Below are 20,505 nucleotides of genomic sequence, written 5' to 3'. Positions count from 1 at the left end.
ATGGGAGAAAAATTAAGGTCAGACGAGAAAGATTTCCAGTTTACTAAAAATCACAAAAGGTTATTATTAGGTTCTGTGTTTTTAATGGCAACATCCGCGATAGGACCAGCATTTTTAACACAAACTGCTGTATTTACAGCACAATTTGCATCTAGTTTTGCATTTGCAATTTTACTATCTATATTAATTGATATTGGTGCACAGATTAATATTTGGCGTGTACTCGTTGTTACAGGTAAACGTGGACAAGAAGTAGCTAATGAAATTTTTAATGGACTGGGTACATTTATATCAATCCTCATTGCAATTGGTGGTCTAGCTTTTAATATTGGTAACATAGCCGGTGCTGGATTAGGTTTGAATGCGATATTTGGGTTAGATGTTAAAATAGGTGCAGCAATTACTGCCGTTCTTTCAATTGCAATATTTATTAGTAAAAGTGGACAAAAGATAATGGACATCGTAACAATGTTTTTAGGTGTATTGATGATTATCGTTGTCGCTTTTGTTATGTTTAAAGCCAATCCACCCTATGCTGAGGCTGCAAAACATTTAGTGATGCCAGAGCAACCACTAGCGCTTGTTTTACCAATTATCACATTAGTTGGTGGTACGGTTGGCGGATACATTACTTTTGCTGGCGCACATAGAATATTAGATTCTGGAATTAAAGGTAAAGATTATTTACCATTTGTAAATAAGGCTGCGATTTCAGGTATATTAACAACTGGTGTACTAAGAACATTATTATTCTTAGCTGTATTAGGTGTAGTAGTAACGGGCGTTACATTGAATGCTGATAATCCACCTGCTTCTGTATTTGAACATGTGTTAGGACCTATAGGACGAAATATTTTCGGTATTGTACTATTTGCGGCTGCAATGTCTTCAGTTATTGGCTCTGCATATACAAGTGCAACATTCTTAAAAACATTACATAAATCTGTTTATAATAAAACGAATATTATTGTAATTAGTTTCATTGTAGTGTCAACGATAAAGTCCGTATAATTGTGTAAAAGTAAAAAGGCCATATAACAGTCCTTTTACGGTACAATGTTTTTAACGACAAAAACATACCCAGGAGGACTTTTACATGACCCAAGTACATTTTACACTGAAAAGCGAAGAGATTCAAAGCATTATTGAATATTCTGTAAAGGATGACGTTTCTAAAAATATTTTAACAACGGTATTTAATCAACTAATGGAAAATCAACGAACAGAATATATTCAAGCAAAAGAATATGAACGAACAGAAAACCGACAAAGTCAACGAAATGGCTATTATGAGCGCAGCTTTACGACACGTGTAGGCACGCTAGAATTAAAAGTACCCAGAACACGTGATGGCCATTTTTCACCCACAGTGTTTGAACGTTATCAACGAAACGAAAAAGCCCTCATGGCTTCAATGTTGGAAATGTATGTATCAGGCGTTTCAACTCGTAAAGTATCAAAAATTGTGGAAGAACTTTGTGGTAAATCCGTCTCTAAGTCCTTCGTTTCTAGCTTAACAGAACAGCTAGAACCTATGGTTAACGAGTGGCAGAATCGTTTATTATCAGAAAAAAATTATCCTTACTTAATGACCGATGTACTCTATATAAAAGTACGAGAAGAAAATCGAGTACTCTCAAAAAGCTGTCATATAGCGATTGGAATAACCAAAGATGGCGACCGTGAAATTATCGGCTTCATGATTCAAAGTGGCGAAAGCGAAGAGACCTGGACAACATTTTTTGAATACCTAAAAGAACGCGGTTTACAAGGTACGGAACTCGTTATTTCTGATGCGCACAAAGGATTAGTCTCTGCCATTAGAAAATCCTTCACCAACGTAAGTTGGCAAAGATGCCAAGTTCACTTCCTAAGAAATATCTTTACCACCATTCCTAAAAAAAATTCAAAATCTTTCAGAGAAGCTGTTAAAGGAATTTTTAAGTTCACAGATATTAACTTAGCGCGTGAGGCTAAAAATCGATTGATTCATGATTATATCGATCAACCAAAATATTCAAAAGCTTGCGCATCATTGGATGATGGATTCGAAGACGCCTTTCAATATACCGTACAAGGAAATTCCCACAATCGACTAAAGAGTACCAATCTAATTGAACGACTGAATCAAGAAGTACGCAGAAGAGAAAAGATTATTCGCATCTTCCCCAATCAAACATCAGCCAATCGCTTAATTGGAGCCGTTCTTATGGACCTACATGATGAATGGATTTATTCTTCAAGAAAATACATCAATTTTGATAAGTAGAAATGGTAAAAACATTGTATAGCATTTTACACAGGAGTCTGGACTTGACTGTGTCAACGTTAGTATTTTTATTCTTAGGCAAACCTGTCACGTTACTTATTGTAGCAGGTGCACTAAATGGTTTGATTTTACCTATTACATTAGGTACGATATTAATTGCTAGTAAACGTAAATCAATCGTAGGAGATTACAAACACCCGACATGGATGCTTTGGTTCGGGATTGTTGCAGTAGTCGTAACGATTGTAACTGGTATCTTCTCACTTCAAGGTTTAACTGAATTATTTGGTAGCTAAATGAAAATAGATAATACCCTGACTTATGGTTACAATACATTAAGTTCAGGGTATTTTTCATGTTAAGTTTTTAAAATAAACGAATTTATGATAGTTAATATAATTAAAAAGTTTAAATAATTTCAATAATTATTATTTTATGCAAAAACATTGAACTATTATCGAGCTATGTGTTCAAATATGGTAGAATAACAAAGGCTAGGATTTTAAGATGAGGTGAAATATAATGATAGGTATTATAGGTGCTATGGAAGAAGAAGTAGCTATCTTAAAAGATAAAATTGTTAACTTAGAAATAATTAATGTTGCTCATGTTGTTTTTTATAAAGGGCGTTTACATGATAAAGAAGTTATCTTGACTCAAAGTGGTATTGGAAAAGTAAATGTTGCAATTTCTACTACTTTATTAATAAATCGTTTTCACCCAGATTTAATTATTAATACAGGTTCGGCGGGTGCATTAGACAAATCACTTGGTGTCGGAGATATTGTAGTAAGTGACATGGTAGCTTATCACGATGCAGATGCAAGAGCATTTGGTTATCAATTGGGTCAAATTCCTCAAATGCCTGCACAATTTGTTGCGGATAGCCATTTAATTGAATTAGCAAAAGAAGCAATAAATGATCAGAAATGGGTTGCTAAATCTGGTTTAATTGTAAGTGGAGATAGTTTTATTGGCACTGCAGAACAACGCGCAGATATCAAAACAAACTTTCCACAAGCCATGGCAGCAGAAATGGAAGCAACAGCGATTGCCCAGACATGTTATCAGTTTAACCTACCATTCATAATTACACGTGCTATTTCTGATTTAGCAGATGGTGATGCAGGTATAACATTCGAAGCATTCTTAGAAAAAGCAGCAATTGCTTCAAGTCAAATTGTTGATCGTTTAATTAAAACTATATAAAAAGGTGAAATAAAACATGGGTATGATAAAGCACTATTTTATGCCAAACGAATATGTACAATCTATTTTTCAAATTGATATAGAAAAACTCGCAAATTCAGGCGTAAAAGGTATAATTACAGATTTAGATAACACACTTGTAGGATGGGATGTAGCTGATCCAACAGAAGCAGTAAAAGAATGGTTCGATAGAGCAAAAGAACTCTGCATAACTGTAACAATTGTTTCAAATAACAACGAACAACGCGTAGGCAATTTTTCAAAATCATTAAATGTGGACTATATATTTAAAGCAAAAAAACCCAGAGGTCGCGCCTTTAATCAAGCATCTAAATTAATGAATTTGAATCCAGAAGAAATAGTTGTCATTGGAGACCAAATGCTAACAGATGTGTTTGGCGGAAATAGACGCGGATTATTCACAATTATGGTTGTCCCAGTGAAAAAAACAGATGGATTTATAACGAAGTTTAATCGCATGATTGAACGTAGATTACTACAGCATTTTAGAAAAAAAGGTTATATTAAATGGGAGGAAAATTGATTGGCAGAAACTGAGATATTAAAATGTATCGGTTGTGGCGCACCCTTACAATCTGAAGATTCAGATGCGCCTGGATATGTTCCAGAAAGTAGTCTTTATAAAGAAGACGTTATTTGTAAAAGATGCTTTAGGTTAAAAAATTACAACGAAGTGCAAGATGTAGGCTTGGATAGTGAAGATTTTTTAAATTTACTTAATGGCTTAGCAGACAAAAAAGGTATTGTTGTAAATGTTGTGGATGTTTTTGACTTTGAAGGATCTTTTATTAATGCAATCAAACGCATTGTTGGAAATAAACAAATCATTTTAGTAGGTAATAAACTAGACTTATTACCGAAACAAATTAATAAACGCCGTGTAAAAGAATGGTTGAAGAAAACAGCGAGAAAATACGGCTTAGATGCAGAAGATGTCATTTTAATTTCTGCTGAAAAAAATGAGGGTATCGAAGATTTATTGAATGCTATTAATACTTTGAGAAATAATGACGATGTCTATATTGTAGGGACTACAAATGTAGGTAAATCTACACTGATTAATAAATTAATAGAGCGCAGTGTGGGTGAAAAGAATGTAGTTACCACTTCTCGATTCCCTGGTACAACTTTAGATATGATTGATATACCACTTGATGACACTTCGTTCATGTATGATACACCTGGTGTGATTCAAGAACATCAAATGACGCATTACGTAACGGAAAAAGAATTAAAAACAATCATGCCTAAAAAAGAGGTTAAACAACGTGTATATCAATTAAATGAAGGACAAACATTATTTTTCGGTGGTTTAGCACGTATTGATTATATAAGTGGTGGTAAACGACCATTAGTATGTTATTTTTCAAATGATCTTAATATCCATAGAACTAAAACGGAAAATGCAAATGAATTGTGGCGTAATCAATTAGGGGATGTATTGTCGCCCCCTAATAACCCAGATCATTTTGATTTGCAAAATGTTAAAGCCGTACGTCTAGAAACAGGTAAAGAAAAGCGTGATGTTATGATTTCTGGATTAGGTTTTATTACCATTGATGAAGGTGCTAAAATCATTGTTCGTGTACCTAAAAATGTCGATGTCGTATTACGAAATTCTATAATGTAAGGCGGGTTTAATGTGAAGTACGCAGTGATAGGCAATCCTATTGATCACTCTTTATCACCAGTTATGCATAATGCAAATTTTGCAGCTTTAAATGATTTATCATCTTATGAAGCGATTAATATTAGAAACGAAGACTTTCATCGTATCAAAGAGATAATTAATGACAAAGCACTTTCTGGATTTAACGTTACAATACCACATAAAGAGCGTATTATACCCTATCTGGATGAAATCGATGAACAATCAAAAACAGTTGGAGCAGTTAATACGGTGAAAATTGTGGACGGTAAATGGATTGGTTACAATACGGATGGTATTGGCTATGTAACAGGTTTAAGACAAGTATATCCAGATTTAGAAGATGCATATATATTAATTTTAGGCGCTGGTGGTGCGAGTAAAGGGCTCGCTAATGAACTAAAAAAATTCGTTAGACCCAAACTTACAGTAGCCAATAGATCTATGGATCGATTTGAAAGTTGGCAATTAGAAGTGAATAAAATTAGTTTACAAGAAGCTGAAGCAGCATTATCAGAATTTGATATTATTATCAATACAACGCCAGCAGGTATGAATCAAAATAAAGAGGTTATTATTAACCTTGATAATTTGGATAGTCACACGTTAGTGAGTGATATCGTTTATGTACCATTTAAGACACCTATTTTAGAAATTGCAGAAGCTAAAGGAAATCCTATTCATAATGGATTAGATATGTTCGTATACCAAGGTGCTGAAAGTTATAGAATTTGGACAGGTGAATTACCACAAATTCAAATAATGAAAGACACTGTTTTAAAATATTTATAAAAGGAGATTGAATTATGTTAACAGGTAAACAAAAAAGATTTTTACGAAGTAAAGCCCATAACGTAGATCCAACTTTTCAAATAGGGAAAGCTGGTATTAATGACAATATGGTAGCGCAAATACAAGATATTCTAGAAAATAGAGAGTTAATTAAAATACATGTATTGCAAAACAACTTTGAAGATAAAAATGACTTAGCACAATCATTAAGTGATGCAACACGTAGTGATATTGTACAAGTAATCGGGTCGATGATTGTACTTTACAAAGAATCACAAGATAATAAACAAATTCAGTTACCATAATGGCTAAATCGATTGTCTTATATGGTGGGCAATTTAACCCGATTCATATCGCCCACATGGTCGTAGCTAGTGAAGTTAACGCATTTATAAAACCGGACGTATTTTATTTTATACCTAGTTTTATATCTCCGTTAAAAGAACATACAGATTATTTGGAAGGTCGATATAGAGTTGATATGATTCAATCTGTTATAGATGATCTGGGTTTTGGTCGTATCTGTTTAAATGAAATAGAAAGACGAGGACAAAGTTATACCTATGATACAGTGATGTATATTTTAGATAAGCATCCTGATGCAAAACTTTATCTTGTGATAGGGACAGACCAATATAATCAACTGCATAAGTGGTATAAGATTAATGAATTAAAATCTTACATTACTTTTGTAATCGTCAATAGAGATAAAACGACACAAGAAGTCGAATCAGATATGCTATCGATAACAATTCCACGTATTGATATAAGCTCAACATTAATTAGAAAAAGAGTGAAGAATAATGAGAATATTCAAGCACTCGTTTCTCCAAGTGTTGAACAATATATCCGAGAGGAAGGATTATATGAAAGTTAATGAAGCAATAGAAATTGTCAAAGAGAAATTGCCTGAAAAGCGGTTTAACCATTCATTAAGAGTGGCTGAAACTGCGGTTAAATTAGCAGATATTTATGATGGTGATAAAGATAAAGCAGAACTTGCGGGTGTATTACACGATTATTCTAAATATGATGATTTAGGAACGATGTATCAAGTTGTTACGCAACATGATTTAGATAGCAATCTATTAAGTTATGGTTCGGAAATTTTACACGGACCTGTTTGTGCGGTTATTATGAAAGAGAAGTATGGTATTGATGATGAAGAAGTATTATTAGCGATAAAAAACCATACGACAGGTCGTGCTCAAATGACAAAAACAGAGAAACTTGTCTTTATTGCAGACTATATAGAACCTGGGCGTCAAACCCCAGGCGTTGAAGAAATTAGAGATTTAGCATACAATAAAGGTAGCTTAGATAGAACAATATATGAAATATCTAAGCGTACCGTTTTATATTTAATTAATAAAGATATTAATGTCTATGACGCGACGATTGCATGCTTGAATTATTACAATTACAGTGACGAAAGAGTAAAGGATGATTAAATGAAATCAGATCAATTATTAAAATTAGCTGTGGAAGCAACTGAGAATAAAAAAGCAGAAGATATTATTTCTTTAAATATGCAAGGTATTAGTGATATGACAGACTATTTTGTGGTTTGCCACGGAAATAATGAAAAACAAGTTCAGTCTATCGCACGTGCAGTCAAAGATGCAGCTAATGAAGCGGAAATTAGAGTTAAACGAATGGAAGGCTTTAATGATGCGAGATGGATTCTTATTGATTTGGCAAATGTAGTCGTACACGTATTCCATAAAGATGAAAGAGATTATTATAATATTGAAAAACTGTATAGAGATGCACCTCTTGAATCATACAGACAGGCTGTTTATTAAAAATGGCACAATATGAAGAAATGAGCTTGTTTTATGATCAGCTAACCTTAGATCAACCGTATGAAGATTGGCTAAGCATTGTTAATCATTTTGCAGGTAAAAAGCATTCTATTTTAGATATTGGTTGTGGAACCGGTAGTTTAACATCGCTGTTCACTGAATTTGAGCAAGTGACAGGAATGGATCTTAGTGTTGATATGTTAGCCATAGCTGCTCAAAAATCTAATGTTGTTAATTGGATTGAAGCAGATATGACTGATTTTGAGCTTGAACAACATTTTGATGTCATTACAATATTTTGTGATTCTTTGAATTATTTACCTGAAAGAGAAAATGTTTCAGATACATTTAAAAATGTTTATCGACATTTATCTCAAGATGGTGTCTTTATGTTTGATGTTCACACAGCTTATAAAATGAATACATTGTTTAATAATCAAAGTTATATTGACGAATCCGAAGATGTTTTCTTAGGGTGGGAAGCTGTCCAAGGCGAAGAACCTCTGAGTGTTTGGCACGATATGTCGTTTTTTATTAAACAAGATAGTACGCATTATACTAGGTTTGATGAATCACATTATCAGCAAACTTATACTGAAAATGAATATACAGCGATGTTAAAAGAAGTAGGTTTTAACCATATACAGACTTTTGTTGACTTTGACATAAACAATCACACTGAAAATGGTTATAGATTATTTTTCATAGCTAAAAAATAAAAGTAAAATCACTCCCTTATACGTGTTAAGTATAAAGGAGTGATTTTTTGCAATTAGACTGGTCAAAATGGAAAGTAATTTTTGAGAAAAATAAATTAGTGATCATAGTTGGATGCGCGTTAGTACTATTGCTTGCTATTTGTTGTTATAAATTTTTAAATGTCAGCAATACAGATGACAACAGCAATGCAAACTTAAGTACAAATGATGATTCCACATTAATTAATGAACAAAATACCAATAGTAAAACAATTGCTACTAATAATGATAATGCAAAATCAGTAAAAAATGATAAAAAGGGTAGCTTTATTTTTGTTGATATTAAAGGTGCTGTACAGCATCCTGATATTTATAAGATGAAAGATACGGATAGGGTTAAGCAATTAGTGGACAAAGCAATTTTATTAAAAGATGCTGATCTTTCAAGTGTGAATTTAGCTGAAAAATTACAAGACCAGAAAGTCATTTATATTCCGAAAATTGGTGACAAAGATCAAAAAGACATTAATATGAATCATTTTGCTTTAAAGAATAACCACACAGAAGATAGTAAAAAAGGTAATAGTACAATAAACTCAGAACAAATAAATATTAATGATGCAACAGAATCTCAGTTATTAACGATAAATGGGATTGGACCGACTAAAGCTAAGGCTATTATAGAATATAGACAACAACATGGCCCTTTTGAGTCTGTAGAGCAATTAAAAGACGTAAAAGGTATTGGAGCTAAGACTTTAGAAAAAATCGGTTCAAAGCTGACTATATAACTTTTAGTTGCATTATGGTTCAATTCAAATTAATCTATAATTAATCAAAAAATATAATACATATATGGAGGTAAATCATCATGGATCGTATCAAATGGGAAGAATACTTTATGGCTCAAAGTCATCTTTTGGCTTTGCGTTCTACGTGTGAACGTTTGTCAGTTGGTGCTACTATAGTGAAAGATAATAGAATCATTGCAGGGGGCTATAACGGTTCTGTTTCAGGTGAAGTTCATTGTATTGATGAAGGGTGTTTATTAGAGGATGGCCATTGTATCAGAACAATACACGCTGAGATGAACGCTTTACTTCAATGTGCTAAACAAGGTGTTTCTACAGATGGCGCTACAATCTATGTTACTCATTTCCCTTGTTTGAACTGTACAAAATCAATCATACAATCTGGTATTGATACAATATATTATGCCGAAGATTATCATAACCATACATATGCATTGGAGTTATTGAAACAAGCAGGTATTGAGTATAAAAAAATTTCATTTGATCAAGAGCATGTAGCACAATACTTATTAAATAAATAGCCACGGTTTATTATGGCATAGCATATTTAGTTGGCATTCTTTGGCTACATCTCAAATTTCTTTCAATACTTCTTTTTATATTCCTTATATTTTTACTTAAAATAAAGCAGTTCAAATGGCAGCAAGTTATTATGATTATAATTGTTCCTTTTATAGCTTTTGGATTATTTTATAGGTATTATCATCAAACGTTAGAATTTCAAAATGATATGTTAAGTAAATCTTTAATTGCTAATGCAAAATTTATCACTAAACCTGTCATTAGCGACAATACTCTAAGTGGTAAACTCCAAATTGATAGCGATTATTATCAATATTATTTTAAGCCGAACAGAAAAGTTAAATCTTCGGATTCGTCTGAATTATACCGACGCGATTGTAAAATCCATGGTGCTTTTAAATATAATGGGGAAGGAATAAGTAGAAAATTATATATCAATATAAAAAGCGTCGATTTATCAAGTTGTAAGTCAATATCAATGGGTTGGATGTCTCTGGTCGATTTACATAAGCAATATATTTATAAGCGTCTTGTTACAGAACACAACGATGATCCAGGTAAAATAATTGCATTGATTACGGGAGATACTTCCAGGATAAAAGACCACCAATTAGATCAAATTAGAGAAATTGGTATTTATCATTTACTAGCAATAAGTGGGACACATATCACAGCTTTAGTTAGTATTATTTTTTATACTTTGACTAAAGTCAGATGTCCCTTATTTTTGATAAAAGCTATTATTTTTATTTTGTTACCCATTTATACTATTTACACTGGTATGGCTCCAAGTGCTATTCGTGCAGTGTTAGTTGCGCTTATTCTTCTATTACTTCCGAAAAAGTTGTACAAACATTCTATGAATGTTCTTTTTGGTGTTTTTATTTTAATCACACTAATTTCTCCACAATTAATATATAATATTGGATTTCAGTTTTCATTTTTTATAACTTTTTGTATTCTTTTTGCACTCCCGATTTTAAAAGACGCTAATATCGCCAAAAGCATGATTTTTGTCAGTGTTATAGCACAACTTTCATCTTCCATTATTAGTGCAGCCCATTTTAATCAAATCCAATGGATAGGTATCTTAGCTAATTTATTCTTTGTTCCGTTTTACACATTTATTTTATTTCCTGCCTCGTTAATTTATTTTGCTTCGCTTCATTTTCCTATTAAAGTTACAATTTTTACAAAATGCCTAAATATATTGCTCTTGATTCATGATTACTTTGTTTCTATTTTTATGAAATTCTCTACTTTAAAATGGTTCACCCCCGAATTATCTTCATTTTTTATTGCGATTGCTGTGTTTCTTATCATTGTTGCACTTATTTTATTCGTTCATAAGCATTATTTTCTTTTTTTATTGATTCTAATAAGCATATTTTTCATTTTAACCATTTTACCGAAATCACATGATTACAGATTAACTATGTTAAACGTGAACCAAGGAGATGCTATATTATTTGAAACGGATAAACAGGAATCTATGCTTATAGATACTGGGGGTGTATTGATTAAAAAAGGTATGAAAGACAACCACATGCTATCAAAACGAAAGATTCTGCCCACTTTAAAAAAGCATGGTTTACCTAAAATTAATTATTTGATTATTACACACCCACATGTTGATCATATGGGAGAATTAAGCTATCTAATAGGAAAATATCAAATAGATCATATAATAATAAATGCAAATAGCTTTAGCTTAGAACAATTAAAAGCGCTAACGTTACAATGTAAAAAACATAAGGTTAAATTATTAGATTTTAAAACTTTTAATCATATCGTACTTAGCAAAGCAGATATTCGTTTGTTAGATGCTACAATACAAAATTCAGACGATCTAAATGAACATTCTATTATTACCTACATACAATATAATAAATATAAAATGTTATTTATGGGCGATGCTTCAAAACATAATGAATCTCTTTTACTTAATAAGTACAAACTTAATAATTTGGATGTATTAAAAGTAGGTCATCATGGAAGTAAAACAAGTTCTAGTTCTAACTTTGTCAATATAATGCATCCTAAAATCAGCTTAATTTCAGTTGGACAAAATAATAGATATAAATTACCTAGTACCGAAGTTATTACTAGATTGAAAGCAATAGGATCTAAAATATATATGACGAGTCTCTCTGGGGAAGTTACAATTACTTTATCAAATTCGATACAAATTAAATCACAATTTGGTAAATGATTTGGGTAGAGAGAACAAATACTGCGTGATATAATAATTTAATGTGTAATAGAGATGAAAGGGTGCTATATATGAGCAACAATATAATAACAATTTACGGAGAAGTACCGGAACTTATAGAAAAAAAGTCAGCAGAAGAAATAAATAACTATTTAAATGCACCTAAAGATGATTTTAATTTCGTGAAATATAATTTATACGAACATGATTTGGCACCCGTAATAGAAGAATCATTGACCATGCCTTTTTTCTCTGATAAAAAAGTAGTACTTGTTCAAAATGCATACCTATTCACTGGTGAAAAACCTCCTAAAGATTTGAATCACAACATAGATCAACTCATTGAATTTATTGAAAAATATGATGGAGATACGTTGATTATTTTTGAGGTATATCATAGTAAATTAGATGAGCGTAAGAAATTGGTGAAAACATTAAAAAAGAATGCCCAATTAAAAAAAATAGAGCAAATGTCAGAAGAAGAAATTATGCAGTGGATGAAAAAAGAGCTTCATGAAAATTTTAAAGATATCAAACAAGATGCACTTGACCTATTTATAGAATTAACAGGCGTTAATTTTAATATTGTTAAACAAGAACTCGAAAAATTAATCCTTTTCTTAGGTGACAGATCAACAATTAATAAACAAGATGTGTACCAAATTGTTAATAGAAGTTTAGAACAAAATGTGTTTTTACTAACAGATTATATTCAAAAAAATAAAAAATCAAATGCAATTCAATTGGTTAATGATCTGATTGCAATGAAAGAAGAACCAATTAAGTTATTAGCATTAATTACCAGTAATTATCGACTTTTTTATCAGTCTAAAATATTAAGTCAAAAGGGTTATAGTGGTCAACAAATTGCCAAGACAATAAATGTACACCAATACAGAGTAAAATTAGCGCTTAATCAAGCAAGAAACTACCAACTTGAAAGTTTGCTAAATATTATAGATTCCTGTGCTGAAACGGATTATAAATTAAAATCATCTTATATGGATAAACATCTCATATTAGAGTTATTTATTTTATCGCTGTAGTTTTAAACAAAGCAATATTATCCCGTTGTGCATACATTAAATTGGGCGTATTTTAAAAGGATACTTATTTAAAAAAGATATAAAAAAAGTTCAAGCAATTGCTTGAACTTTAATATTATTTAGCAGCTGTCATTAATGATGACTTAATACGAGCAGCTTTGTTGTCGTGGATTAAGTTGCGTTGTGCAGCTTTATCTACTTTTTTCAAAGCAAAACTCAATAAGTCAGCTTTGTTATCAGCATTTGATTCTAAAGCTGAATGAGCTCTTTTAACTGCTGTACGCATTTCATTTTTTTGAGAAATATTACGTTCTTCAGCAGTATGTGTTGTATTAACACGTTTAATTGCAGATTTGATGTTTGGCATGTGTGTCACCTCCTAAAAGTGATCTTCGCTATCAAAATGAATTTGATTACAACAAGAAATATTTTATCAAAACAAGCGACTTTCTGCAATCATTTATTTATGAGCCGCCCGTAAATTCAATATAAATGATACAATAATGTATAAAGTTATGAAACACTTATTCTATAAAATATTCTGATAAAGTGTTAACAAGTGAATTAATATTTTGAATTATTATAAACGAATGGCTTTGCAAGTTTGCAATTGACTTGTAAAAACGTTATTATATCAAAGAATGTCATACATACAAACGGGCTAGAATTATGAAAGTGAGAAGGATAATACATGGATAAACAAGATCGTTATAATCGACGCAAAAATATAAGAAACTTTTCTATTATCGCACATATAGACCATGGTAAATCTACTTTAGCTGATAGAATTTTAGAAAATACTAAATCAGTTGAAACAAGAGACATGCAATCACAGTTGCTAGATTCTATGGATTTAGAGAGAGAACGCGGTATTACTATAAAACTAAACGCAGTACGATTGAAATACGAAGCGAAGGATGGAGAAACATACACCTTCCATTTGATTGATACACCGGGACACGTAGATTTTACATATGAAGTATCTAGATCACTTGCAGCGTGTGAGGGTGCTATTTTAGTAGTGGACGCAGCACAAGGTATTGAGGCACAAACACTAGCGAATGTCTATTTAGCACTGGATAATGATTTAGAGCTTCTACCTGTTATCAATAAAATTGATTTGCCTGCAGCTGAGCCAGAACGCGTTAAACAAGAACTTGAAGACGTTATTGGTATTGATAAAGAGGATGTCGTACTTGCAAGTGCAAAATCAAACTTAGGTATTGAAGATATATTGGAAAAAATAGTTGAGGTAGTACCACCACCTGAAGGTGATCCAGAAGCACCTTTAAAAGCTTTAATATTTGATTCTGAGTATGATCCATATAGAGGTGTCATTTCATCCATACGTGTTATGGAAGGCGTTGTTAAAGCTGGAGATCGTATCAAAATGATGGCTACTGGAAAAGAATTTGAAGTAACTGAAGTAGGTATTAACACCCCAAAACAATTATCAGTAGATGAATTAACAGTGGGTGATGTAGGTTATATCATTGCTAGTATTAAAAATGTTGATGATTCCCGTGTAGGTGATACAATCACGCATGCAGAGAGACCTGCTGAAGCGCCACTACAAGGTTATAAAAAAATGAATCCAATGGTATTCTGTGGATTATTCCCTATTGATAACAAAGACTATAACGATTTAAGAGAAGCTTTAGAGAAGCTGCAATTAAACGATGCCTCATTAGAATTTGAACCAGAATCTTCTCAAGCATTAGGTTTTGGCTACCGTACTGGTTTTTTAGGTATGTTACACATGGAAATTATTCAAGAAAGAATTGAACGTGAATTCGGTATTGAATTAATCGCAACTGCGCCATCGGTAATTTACCAATGTATATTAAAATCTGGTGAGGAAGTATCTGTAGATAATCCAGCGAATATGCCAGATCGCGATAAAATAGAAACCATTTATGAGCCGTTTGTACGTGCGACTATGATGGTACCAAATGATTATGTCGGTGCTGTAATGGAATTATGTCAACGTAAACGTGGTCAATTTATTAATATGGAATACATGGATGATATTCGAGTGAATATTATTTATGAAATTCCGTTATCAGAAGTAGTATTCGATTTCTTCGATCAATTAAAATCTAATACTAAAGGCTATGCTTCTTTTGATTATGAATTTATTGATAATAAAGAAAGTGACCTGGTTAAGATGGATATTTTATTAAATGGTGAAAAAGTCGATGCTCTTAGCTTTATCGTGCATAAAGAATTTGCATACGAACGTGGTAAAACTCTTGTCGATAAGTTGAAAACATTAATACCAAGACAACAATTTGAAGTACCAGTACAAGCTGCTGTAGGACAAAAAATTGTCGCAAGAACAAACATTAAATCTATGGGGAAAAATGTATTGTCTAAATGTTATGGTGGGGACATTACACGTAAGAGAAAATTATTAGAAAAACAAAAAGCGGGTAAAGCTAAAATGAAAGCAGTGGGAAATGTAGAAATTCCACAAGATGCTTTCCTTGCAGTACTCAAAATGGATGAAGATTAATAATACTTTAAACTTGGGGCCTTAAATCCGAACGATTTATGCCCCAGTTTTTTATGAAACATCATGTTTTTAAATAGGGAAGTAGGTGAACACAATATGGAAGTGAAAAGTGCATATATACATATCCCCTTCTGTGTAAGAATATGTACGTATTGTGATTTCAATAAATATTTTATTCATAACCAACCAGTTGATGAATACTTAGATTGTTTAATTAAAGAAATGCAATATAGTAAAACGAAAGTGTTAGAAACTGTTTTTGTTGGTGGAGGAACGCCAACGGCACTTAGTTATGAACAACTTAAACGTTTACTTAAAGCTATTACTGATATTTTCGAAATCAAAGGAGAATTTAGTTTTGAAGCAAATCCAGATGAATTGACTTTGGAAAAAGTTCAATTATTAAAGGATTTTGGTGTGAATAGATTATCTATGGGCGTTCAAACTTTTAAACCAGAGTTGCTTGAAATATTAGGAAGAACACATAATACATCTGATATATACCAAGCAGTTACAAATGCGAGAGCCGTAGGTATTCCTTCTATTAGTTTAGATTTAATGTATCACTTACCAAAACAGACCATCGATGATTTTAAAGATAGTTTAGAAAAAGCATTGGCGATGGATATTGATCATATTTCTAGTTATGGTCTTATTTTAGAACCTAAAACTCAATTTTATAATATGTATAAAAAAGGCAAATTGAAAATACCTAATGAAGATATCGGGGAAGAAATGTATGAATATCTTTTAGAACGCATGCAAAGGTCTGAGTTACATCAATATGAGATTTCTAATTTTGGAAAAATGGGTCACGAATCAGAGCATAATAAAGTTTATTGGAAAAATGAAGGTTACTATGGCTTTGGCGCAGGTGCAAGCGGCTATGTTGACGGTGAAAGGTACAGTAACGTTAATCCTGTAAATCACTATATAAAGAAAATAAAGAACAATGAAAGACCTTTGTTAGAGTCCACGAGACCAACAAAAAATGAACAAATGGAAGAAGAAATGTTTTTAGGTTTAAGAATGAACCAAGGTGTCAATAAAGCTAGATTTAAAGAAAAGTTTGATTTATCTATAGATGAAGTATATGGCACAACAATTGAGGATTTACTTAAAAGAGAACTTATTGTAGATAACCAAGGCTTTATTTCAATGACTGAGAGAGGGAAAGTCATCGGAAACCTTGTATTTGAGTCTTTTTTACTAAATGTATAAGTTTTTATTAAAAACCGAGGCTTTAACATTGACTTACTTTGACCAATTTGATAAATTATAATTAGCACTTGAAACAAAAGAGTGCTAATGAGGTGAAAACATGATTAGTGATAGACAATTAAGCATATTAAATGCAATTGTTGAAGATTATGTTGATTTAGGTCAGCCAATTGGTTCTAAAACACTGATTGAACGACATAAATTAAATGTTAGCCCTGCTACTATTAGAAATGAGATGAAACAATTAGAAGATCTCGAACTAATAGAAAAAACACATACTTCATCAGGAAGATATCCATCAGAATCAGGTATCAGATATTATGTGAATCAATTATTACAAGAAACATCTCATCAACAACAAACTAAAATGCAGCGTTTAAAAGATTTGGTAATTGAAAATCATTATGATATTTCCTCTACATTGAGTGATTTTGCTAATGAACTTTCAATTGCATCACAATACACAACGCTGGTAATGCGTCCAAATCATAAACAAGATATAATCAATAATATTCATTTGATTAGAGCAAATGCTTATTTGGTTATTATGGTGGTTGTGTTTACATCAGGTCATGTTGAACATTTACATTTAGCATCTGAAGTACCTTTATCTAATGACGAATTAACCAAAATATCAAATTTTGTTACTGCTAAATATAATGAATGGAATAACCACCGTTTTGAAAATGAATTAAATGCTTTTGTAAAATCTGATACTGAAAAAGATTTTATAAAAGACATGCTAAATATGATTGATATTCATTTTGATAATCAAAGTAATGGCATTTTTATGGGCGGAAAGGTTAAACTCATAGATGCGTTGAATGAATCAAACGTATCATCTATTCAACCGATTCTACAGTATATAGAATCGAACAAAATCACACAACTACTTGATGAAATGTCCAATACTTCCATCAATGTGAAAATTGGACATGAAATTGAATCAAGTTTAAGTGATATTTCTATCGTAACAAGTGAGTATCATATTGATGATAGGCTGAAAGGTCAAATTGCGGTTATCGGACCAACAGCAATGAATTATCAGAACGTAATTCGATTACTAAATACGATTTGGTAATTAAGAATTGTATTGGAGGGCAGACTATGACAGAGCAAAACGAATCAGCTTTCAACGAAAATGAAGAAGTTAATGAAGAAACTTCACAAACCGATTCAGTTGAAAACAATGATGAAACTACAGAAACATCACAAGATAATCTGCAGGAGGACGATTCACAAGAAATTGCAGAAGACGTAGATCCTAAAGATGAAGAAATTCAACAATTAAAAAAAGATGTTCAAGAAAATGAAGAAAAATATTTAAGATTATACGCTGAGTTTGAAAACTATAAACGTAGAATCCAAAAAGAAAATCAAACAATGAAAGCATATAAAGCACAAGATGTACTAAATGATATCTTACCAACAATAGATAACATTGAACGTGCTTTACAAATAGATGGCGAAGATGAACAATTTAAATCACTTAAAAAAGGTGTAGAAATGGTTCATGAAAGTCTATTAAATGCATTAAAAAATAATGGTTTAGAAAAAATTGAGACAGAAGGTCAACAATTTGATCCGAATGTACATCAAGCAGTAGTTCAAGATGACAATCCTGATTTCGAATCAGGTCAAATCACTCAAGAACTACAAAGTGGATACAAATTGAAAGAAAGAGTTTTAAGACCTTCAATGGTTAAAGTAAATCAATAATTCGTTTTATTGTTGAAAACACCAAATTTTTAAATATATCAGGAGGAATTTATTTATGAGTAAAGTAATAGGTATTGACTTAGGTACAACAAATTCATGTATTGCAATTTTAGAAGGCGATGAGCCAAAAGTAATTCAAAACCCTGAAGGCGCTAGAACTACACCATCTGTAGTAGCATTCAAAAATGATGAAACTCAAGTAGGTGAAGTTGCAAAACGCCAAGCAATTACTAACCCAAATACAATACAATCTATCAAACGTCACATGGGTACTGATTATAAAGTTGATGTTGATGGAAAATCATATACACCACAAGAAATTTCAGCAATGGTTTTACAAAATCTTAAAAGTACAGCTGAAGATTATTTAGGTGAAAGTGTAGATAAAGCAGTCATTACTGTTCCAGCTTATTTCAATGATAGTGAACGTCAAGCTACTAAAGATGCTGGTAAAATTGCTGGCTTAGAAGTTGAACGTATTATTAATGAGCCAACAGCAGCTGCTTTAGCATATGGTTTAGACAAAACTGAACAAGATCAAAAAGTACTTGTATTCGACTTAGGTGGCGGTACTTTTGACGTATCAATCCTTGAATTAGGTGACGGTGTATTTGAAGTGCTTTCTACAGCAGGTGACAACAAACTTGGTGGGGATGACTTTGACCAAGTAATTATTGATCACTTAGTTGCAGAATTCAAAAAAGAAAACAGTGTAGATTTATCTAAAGACAAAATGGCGTTACAACGTCTTAAAGACGCTGCAGAAAAAGCTAAAAAAGATTTATCTGGTGTATCTCAAACACAAATTTCATTACCATTTATCTCTGCAGGAGAGAACGGTCCATTACACTTAGAATTAACTTTAACTCGTTCTAAATTTGAAGAGTTAGCAGATTCATTAATCAGAAGAACTATGGAACCTACGCGTCAAGCAATGAAAGATGCTGGTTTATCAAGTTCTGACATTGACGAAGTTATCTTAGTTGGTGGTTCTACTAGAATCCCAGCAGTTCAAGAAGCTGTTAAAAAAGAAGTTGGAAAAGATCCTCATAAAGGTGTGAACCCAGATGAAGTAGTTGCAATGGGCGCAGCAATTCAAGGTGGCGTTATCACTGGTGATGTTAAAGATGTCGTATTATTAGACGTAACACCATTATCATTAGGTATTGAAATTATGGGTGGACGTATGAATACGCTTATCGAAAGAAATACTACAATCCCAACATCTAAATCTCAAGTTTATTCAACAGCAGCAGACAACCAACCTGCAGTTGATATCCATGTATTACAAGGTGAACGCCCAATGGCTGCAGATAACAAAACACTTGGTAGATTCCAATTAACTGATATTCCAGCAGCTCCACGTGGCGTACCTCAAATCGAAGTGACATTTGATATCGACAAAAACGGTATTGTAAACGTTACTGCAAAAGATTTAGGTACAAACAAAGAACAAAATATTACAATACAATCTAGCTCTGCACTTTCAGATGACGAAATTGATCGTATGGTTAAAGACGCTGAAGAAAATGCTGAAGCAGATAAAAAACGTCGCGAAGAAAGTGACTTGAGAAACGAAGCAGATAGCTTAGTATTCCAAGTTGAAAAAACAATCACTGATTTAGGCGAAAACATCAGTGAAGAAGATAAACAAAATGCTGAAGACAAAAAAGAAGCACTTAAATCAGCACTAGAAGGCGAAGATATTGATGATATCAAAGCTAAAAAAGAAGACTTAGAAAAAGTAGTTCAAGACTTGTCTACAAAAGTTTATGAACAAGCAGCTCAAGCTCAACAACAAGCTCAAGGTGAAGATGCAAATGCTTCTCAAGATAGTAATGTTGAAGACGCTGATTTCAAAGAAGTTAAAGATGATGACAACCAAGATAACCAAAAATAAGTCGAGTCATTGACTAAATAATTGTTATTAACAGAAATATATGACACAATTGCTTAGCCAAATTAAGTCAAAGTCAATTGAACATTGGCTTTGACTTTTTCCTTTTTATAATAGAT

General features: G+C 32.1%; 20 protein-coding genes and 2 pseudogenes. 21 read left to right on the top strand and 1 reads right to left on the bottom strand.

From position 1 onward, the window contains the following. From ACM595_RS03420 to holA, 16 genes and pseudogenes are all read left to right on the top strand, one after another. Nucleotides 1-999 (top strand): annotated as a pseudogene (locus ACM595_RS03420) (NRAMP family divalent metal transporter); the annotation flags it as partial. Between the two features lie 97 nt (nucleotides 1,000-1,096). Then, nucleotides 1,097-2,269, top strand: a complete 1,173-nt coding sequence (locus tag ACM595_RS03415) for an IS256-like element IS256 family transposase (RefSeq protein WP_000195429.1) — start codon at nucleotides 1,097-1,099, stop codon at nucleotides 2,267-2,269. A gap of 11 nt (nucleotides 2,270-2,280) precedes the next feature. Further along, a pseudogene (locus ACM595_RS03410) lies at nucleotides 2,281-2,565 on the top strand (divalent metal cation transporter); the annotation flags it as partial. Nucleotides 2,566-2,791: 226 nt separating this feature from the next. Then, on the top strand, nucleotides 2,792-3,478 hold the full coding sequence (gene mtnN, locus ACM595_RS03405) for a 5'-methylthioadenosine/S-adenosylhomocysteine nucleosidase (RefSeq protein ID WP_002483135.1): 687 nt from the start codon (nucleotides 2,792-2,794) through the stop codon (nucleotides 3,476-3,478). A 16-nt stretch (nucleotides 3,479-3,494) separates the two neighbouring features. Continuing rightward, entirely contained in the window at nucleotides 3,495-4,022 is a 528-nt protein-coding gene (locus tag ACM595_RS03400) for a YqeG family HAD IIIA-type phosphatase (protein WP_002483136.1), read from the top strand. Beyond that, nucleotides 4,023-5,129 carry a ribosome biogenesis GTPase YqeH gene (gene yqeH, locus ACM595_RS03395; RefSeq protein ID WP_002483137.1) on the top strand — a complete coding sequence of 369 codons (1,107 nt, stop codon included), beginning with the start codon at nucleotides 4,023-4,025 and terminating at the stop codon, nucleotides 5,127-5,129. Nucleotides 5,130-5,141: 12 nt separating this feature from the next. After that, the gene (gene aroE / locus ACM595_RS03390) at nucleotides 5,142-5,939 is read left to right on the top strand and encodes a shikimate dehydrogenase (protein ID WP_011302983.1); all 798 of its coding nucleotides are present in this window, start codon (nucleotides 5,142-5,144) and stop codon (nucleotides 5,937-5,939) included. Between the two features lie 14 nt (nucleotides 5,940-5,953). Then, on the top strand, nucleotides 5,954-6,244 hold the full coding sequence (yhbY, locus tag ACM595_RS03385; RefSeq protein ID WP_002483139.1) for a ribosome assembly RNA-binding protein YhbY: 291 nt from the start codon (nucleotides 5,954-5,956) through the stop codon (nucleotides 6,242-6,244). Beyond that, nucleotides 6,244-6,816: a nicotinate (nicotinamide) nucleotide adenylyltransferase gene (gene nadD, locus ACM595_RS03380; RefSeq protein ID WP_002483140.1), complete on the top strand. Its 573-nt coding sequence runs from the start codon at nucleotides 6,244-6,246 to the stop codon at nucleotides 6,814-6,816. The genes yhbY and nadD overlap by 1 nt, the downstream gene beginning before the upstream one ends. Beyond that, complete coding sequence (gene yqeK, locus ACM595_RS03375) at nucleotides 6,806-7,390, top strand: bis(5'-nucleosyl)-tetraphosphatase (symmetrical) YqeK (protein WP_002483141.1); 585 nt, start codon at nucleotides 6,806-6,808, stop codon at nucleotides 7,388-7,390. Before nadD ends, yqeK begins: the two co-directional genes overlap by 11 nt. After that, nucleotides 7,391-7,744: a ribosome silencing factor gene (rsfS, locus tag ACM595_RS03370; RefSeq protein WP_002483142.1), complete on the top strand. Its 354-nt coding sequence runs from the start codon at nucleotides 7,391-7,393 to the stop codon at nucleotides 7,742-7,744. Between the two features lie 2 nt (nucleotides 7,745-7,746). Next, on the top strand, nucleotides 7,747-8,463 hold the full coding sequence (locus ACM595_RS03365; protein ID WP_002483143.1) for a class I SAM-dependent DNA methyltransferase: 717 nt from the start codon (nucleotides 7,747-7,749) through the stop codon (nucleotides 8,461-8,463). Between the two features lie 47 nt (nucleotides 8,464-8,510). Further along, on the top strand, nucleotides 8,511-9,233 hold the full coding sequence (locus ACM595_RS03360) for a helix-hairpin-helix domain-containing protein (RefSeq protein ID WP_037538367.1): 723 nt from the start codon (nucleotides 8,511-8,513) through the stop codon (nucleotides 9,231-9,233). An 80-nt stretch (nucleotides 9,234-9,313) separates the two neighbouring features. Then, nucleotides 9,314-9,775, top strand: coding sequence for a ComE operon protein 2 (locus ACM595_RS03355; protein WP_002483145.1), 462 nt, complete (start codon nucleotides 9,314-9,316; stop codon nucleotides 9,773-9,775). A 131-nt stretch (nucleotides 9,776-9,906) separates the two neighbouring features. Then, nucleotides 9,907-11,988 (top strand): DNA internalization-related competence protein ComEC/Rec2, encoded by a 2,082-nt coding sequence (locus tag ACM595_RS03350; RefSeq protein WP_419744433.1) that lies wholly within the window; start codon nucleotides 9,907-9,909, stop codon nucleotides 11,986-11,988. Nucleotides 11,989-12,059: 71 nt separating this feature from the next. Beyond that, nucleotides 12,060-13,034, top strand: a complete 975-nt coding sequence (gene holA, locus ACM595_RS03345; RefSeq protein WP_037538369.1) for a DNA polymerase III subunit delta — start codon at nucleotides 12,060-12,062, stop codon at nucleotides 13,032-13,034. A gap of 115 nt (nucleotides 13,035-13,149) precedes the next feature. Here holA and rpsT read toward each other — a convergent pair whose 3' ends face one another. Next, nucleotides 13,150-13,401 carry a 30S ribosomal protein S20 gene (gene rpsT, locus ACM595_RS03340; protein WP_002483148.1) on the bottom strand — a complete coding sequence of 84 codons (252 nt, stop codon included), beginning with the start codon at nucleotides 13,399-13,401 and terminating at the stop codon, nucleotides 13,150-13,152. Between the two features lie 324 nt (nucleotides 13,402-13,725). Between rpsT and lepA the strand changes: the two genes are divergently transcribed. The 5 genes from lepA to dnaK all read left to right on the top strand — a co-directional run bounded on the left by lepA (nucleotide 13,726) and on the right by dnaK (nucleotide 20,389). Beyond that, a complete protein-coding gene (gene lepA, locus ACM595_RS03335; RefSeq protein WP_002483149.1) occupies nucleotides 13,726-15,549 on the top strand; it encodes a translation elongation factor 4 in 1,824 nt (607 codons plus the stop codon). Between the two features lie 96 nt (nucleotides 15,550-15,645). Then, nucleotides 15,646-16,770 (top strand): radical SAM family heme chaperone HemW, encoded by a 1,125-nt coding sequence (hemW, locus tag ACM595_RS03330; RefSeq protein ID WP_011302991.1) that lies wholly within the window; start codon nucleotides 15,646-15,648, stop codon nucleotides 16,768-16,770. 100 nt (nucleotides 16,771-16,870) lie between these two features. After that, nucleotides 16,871-17,851, top strand: coding sequence for a heat-inducible transcriptional repressor HrcA (hrcA, locus tag ACM595_RS03325; protein ID WP_069820175.1), 981 nt, complete (start codon nucleotides 16,871-16,873; stop codon nucleotides 17,849-17,851). A 26-nt stretch (nucleotides 17,852-17,877) separates the two neighbouring features. Further along, nucleotides 17,878-18,489 (top strand): nucleotide exchange factor GrpE, encoded by a 612-nt coding sequence (gene grpE, locus ACM595_RS03320; protein WP_002483152.1) that lies wholly within the window; start codon nucleotides 17,878-17,880, stop codon nucleotides 18,487-18,489. A 55-nt stretch (nucleotides 18,490-18,544) separates the two neighbouring features. Further along, nucleotides 18,545-20,389: a molecular chaperone DnaK gene (dnaK, locus tag ACM595_RS03315; protein WP_002483153.1), complete on the top strand. Its 1,845-nt coding sequence runs from the start codon at nucleotides 18,545-18,547 to the stop codon at nucleotides 20,387-20,389. Nucleotides 20,390-20,505 lie beyond the last annotated feature (116 nt).

The organism is Staphylococcus sp. LKG3-1, from assembly GCF_048568385.1.
GTDB classification, from domain to species: Bacteria; Bacillota; Bacilli; order Staphylococcales; family Staphylococcaceae; genus Staphylococcus; species Staphylococcus saprophyticus.
This window is presented reverse-complemented; position numbering and strand designations above follow the sequence as displayed.

Excerpts from the sequence above, each read along its gene's own strand:
- ACM595_RS03415 (WP_000195429.1), top strand. The coding sequence starts at position 1,097 with ATGACCCAAGTACATTTTACACTGAAAAGCGAAGAGATTCAAAGCATT.
- mtnN (WP_002483135.1), top strand. The coding sequence starts at position 2,792 with ATGATAGGTATTATAGGTGCTATGGAAGAAGAAGTAGCTATCTTAAAA.
- ACM595_RS03400 (WP_002483136.1), top strand. The coding sequence starts at position 3,495 with ATGGGTATGATAAAGCACTATTTTATGCCAAACGAATATGTACAATCT.
- yhbY (WP_002483139.1), top strand. The coding sequence starts at position 5,954 with ATGTTAACAGGTAAACAAAAAAGATTTTTACGAAGTAAAGCCCATAAC.
- nadD (WP_002483140.1), top strand. The coding sequence starts at position 6,244 with ATGGCTAAATCGATTGTCTTATATGGTGGGCAATTTAACCCGATTCAT.
- yqeK (WP_002483141.1), top strand. The coding sequence starts at position 6,806 with ATGAAAGTTAATGAAGCAATAGAAATTGTCAAAGAGAAATTGCCTGAA.
- rsfS (WP_002483142.1), top strand. The coding sequence starts at position 7,391 with ATGAAATCAGATCAATTATTAAAATTAGCTGTGGAAGCAACTGAGAAT.
- ACM595_RS03365 (WP_002483143.1), top strand. The coding sequence starts at position 7,747 with ATGGCACAATATGAAGAAATGAGCTTGTTTTATGATCAGCTAACCTTA.
- ACM595_RS03355 (WP_002483145.1), top strand. The coding sequence starts at position 9,314 with ATGGATCGTATCAAATGGGAAGAATACTTTATGGCTCAAAGTCATCTT.
- ACM595_RS03350 (WP_419744433.1), top strand. The coding sequence starts at position 9,907 with ATGATTATAATTGTTCCTTTTATAGCTTTTGGATTATTTTATAGGTAT.
- holA (WP_037538369.1), top strand. The coding sequence starts at position 12,060 with ATGAGCAACAATATAATAACAATTTACGGAGAAGTACCGGAACTTATA.
- rpsT (WP_002483148.1), bottom strand. The coding sequence starts at position 13,401 with ATGCCAAACATCAAATCTGCAATTAAACGTGTTAATACAACACATACT.
- lepA (WP_002483149.1), top strand. The coding sequence starts at position 13,726 with ATGGATAAACAAGATCGTTATAATCGACGCAAAAATATAAGAAACTTT.
- hemW (WP_011302991.1), top strand. The coding sequence starts at position 15,646 with ATGGAAGTGAAAAGTGCATATATACATATCCCCTTCTGTGTAAGAATA.
- hrcA (WP_069820175.1), top strand. The coding sequence starts at position 16,871 with ATGATTAGTGATAGACAATTAAGCATATTAAATGCAATTGTTGAAGAT.
- grpE (WP_002483152.1), top strand. The coding sequence starts at position 17,878 with ATGACAGAGCAAAACGAATCAGCTTTCAACGAAAATGAAGAAGTTAAT.
- dnaK (WP_002483153.1), top strand. The coding sequence starts at position 18,545 with ATGAGTAAAGTAATAGGTATTGACTTAGGTACAACAAATTCATGTATT.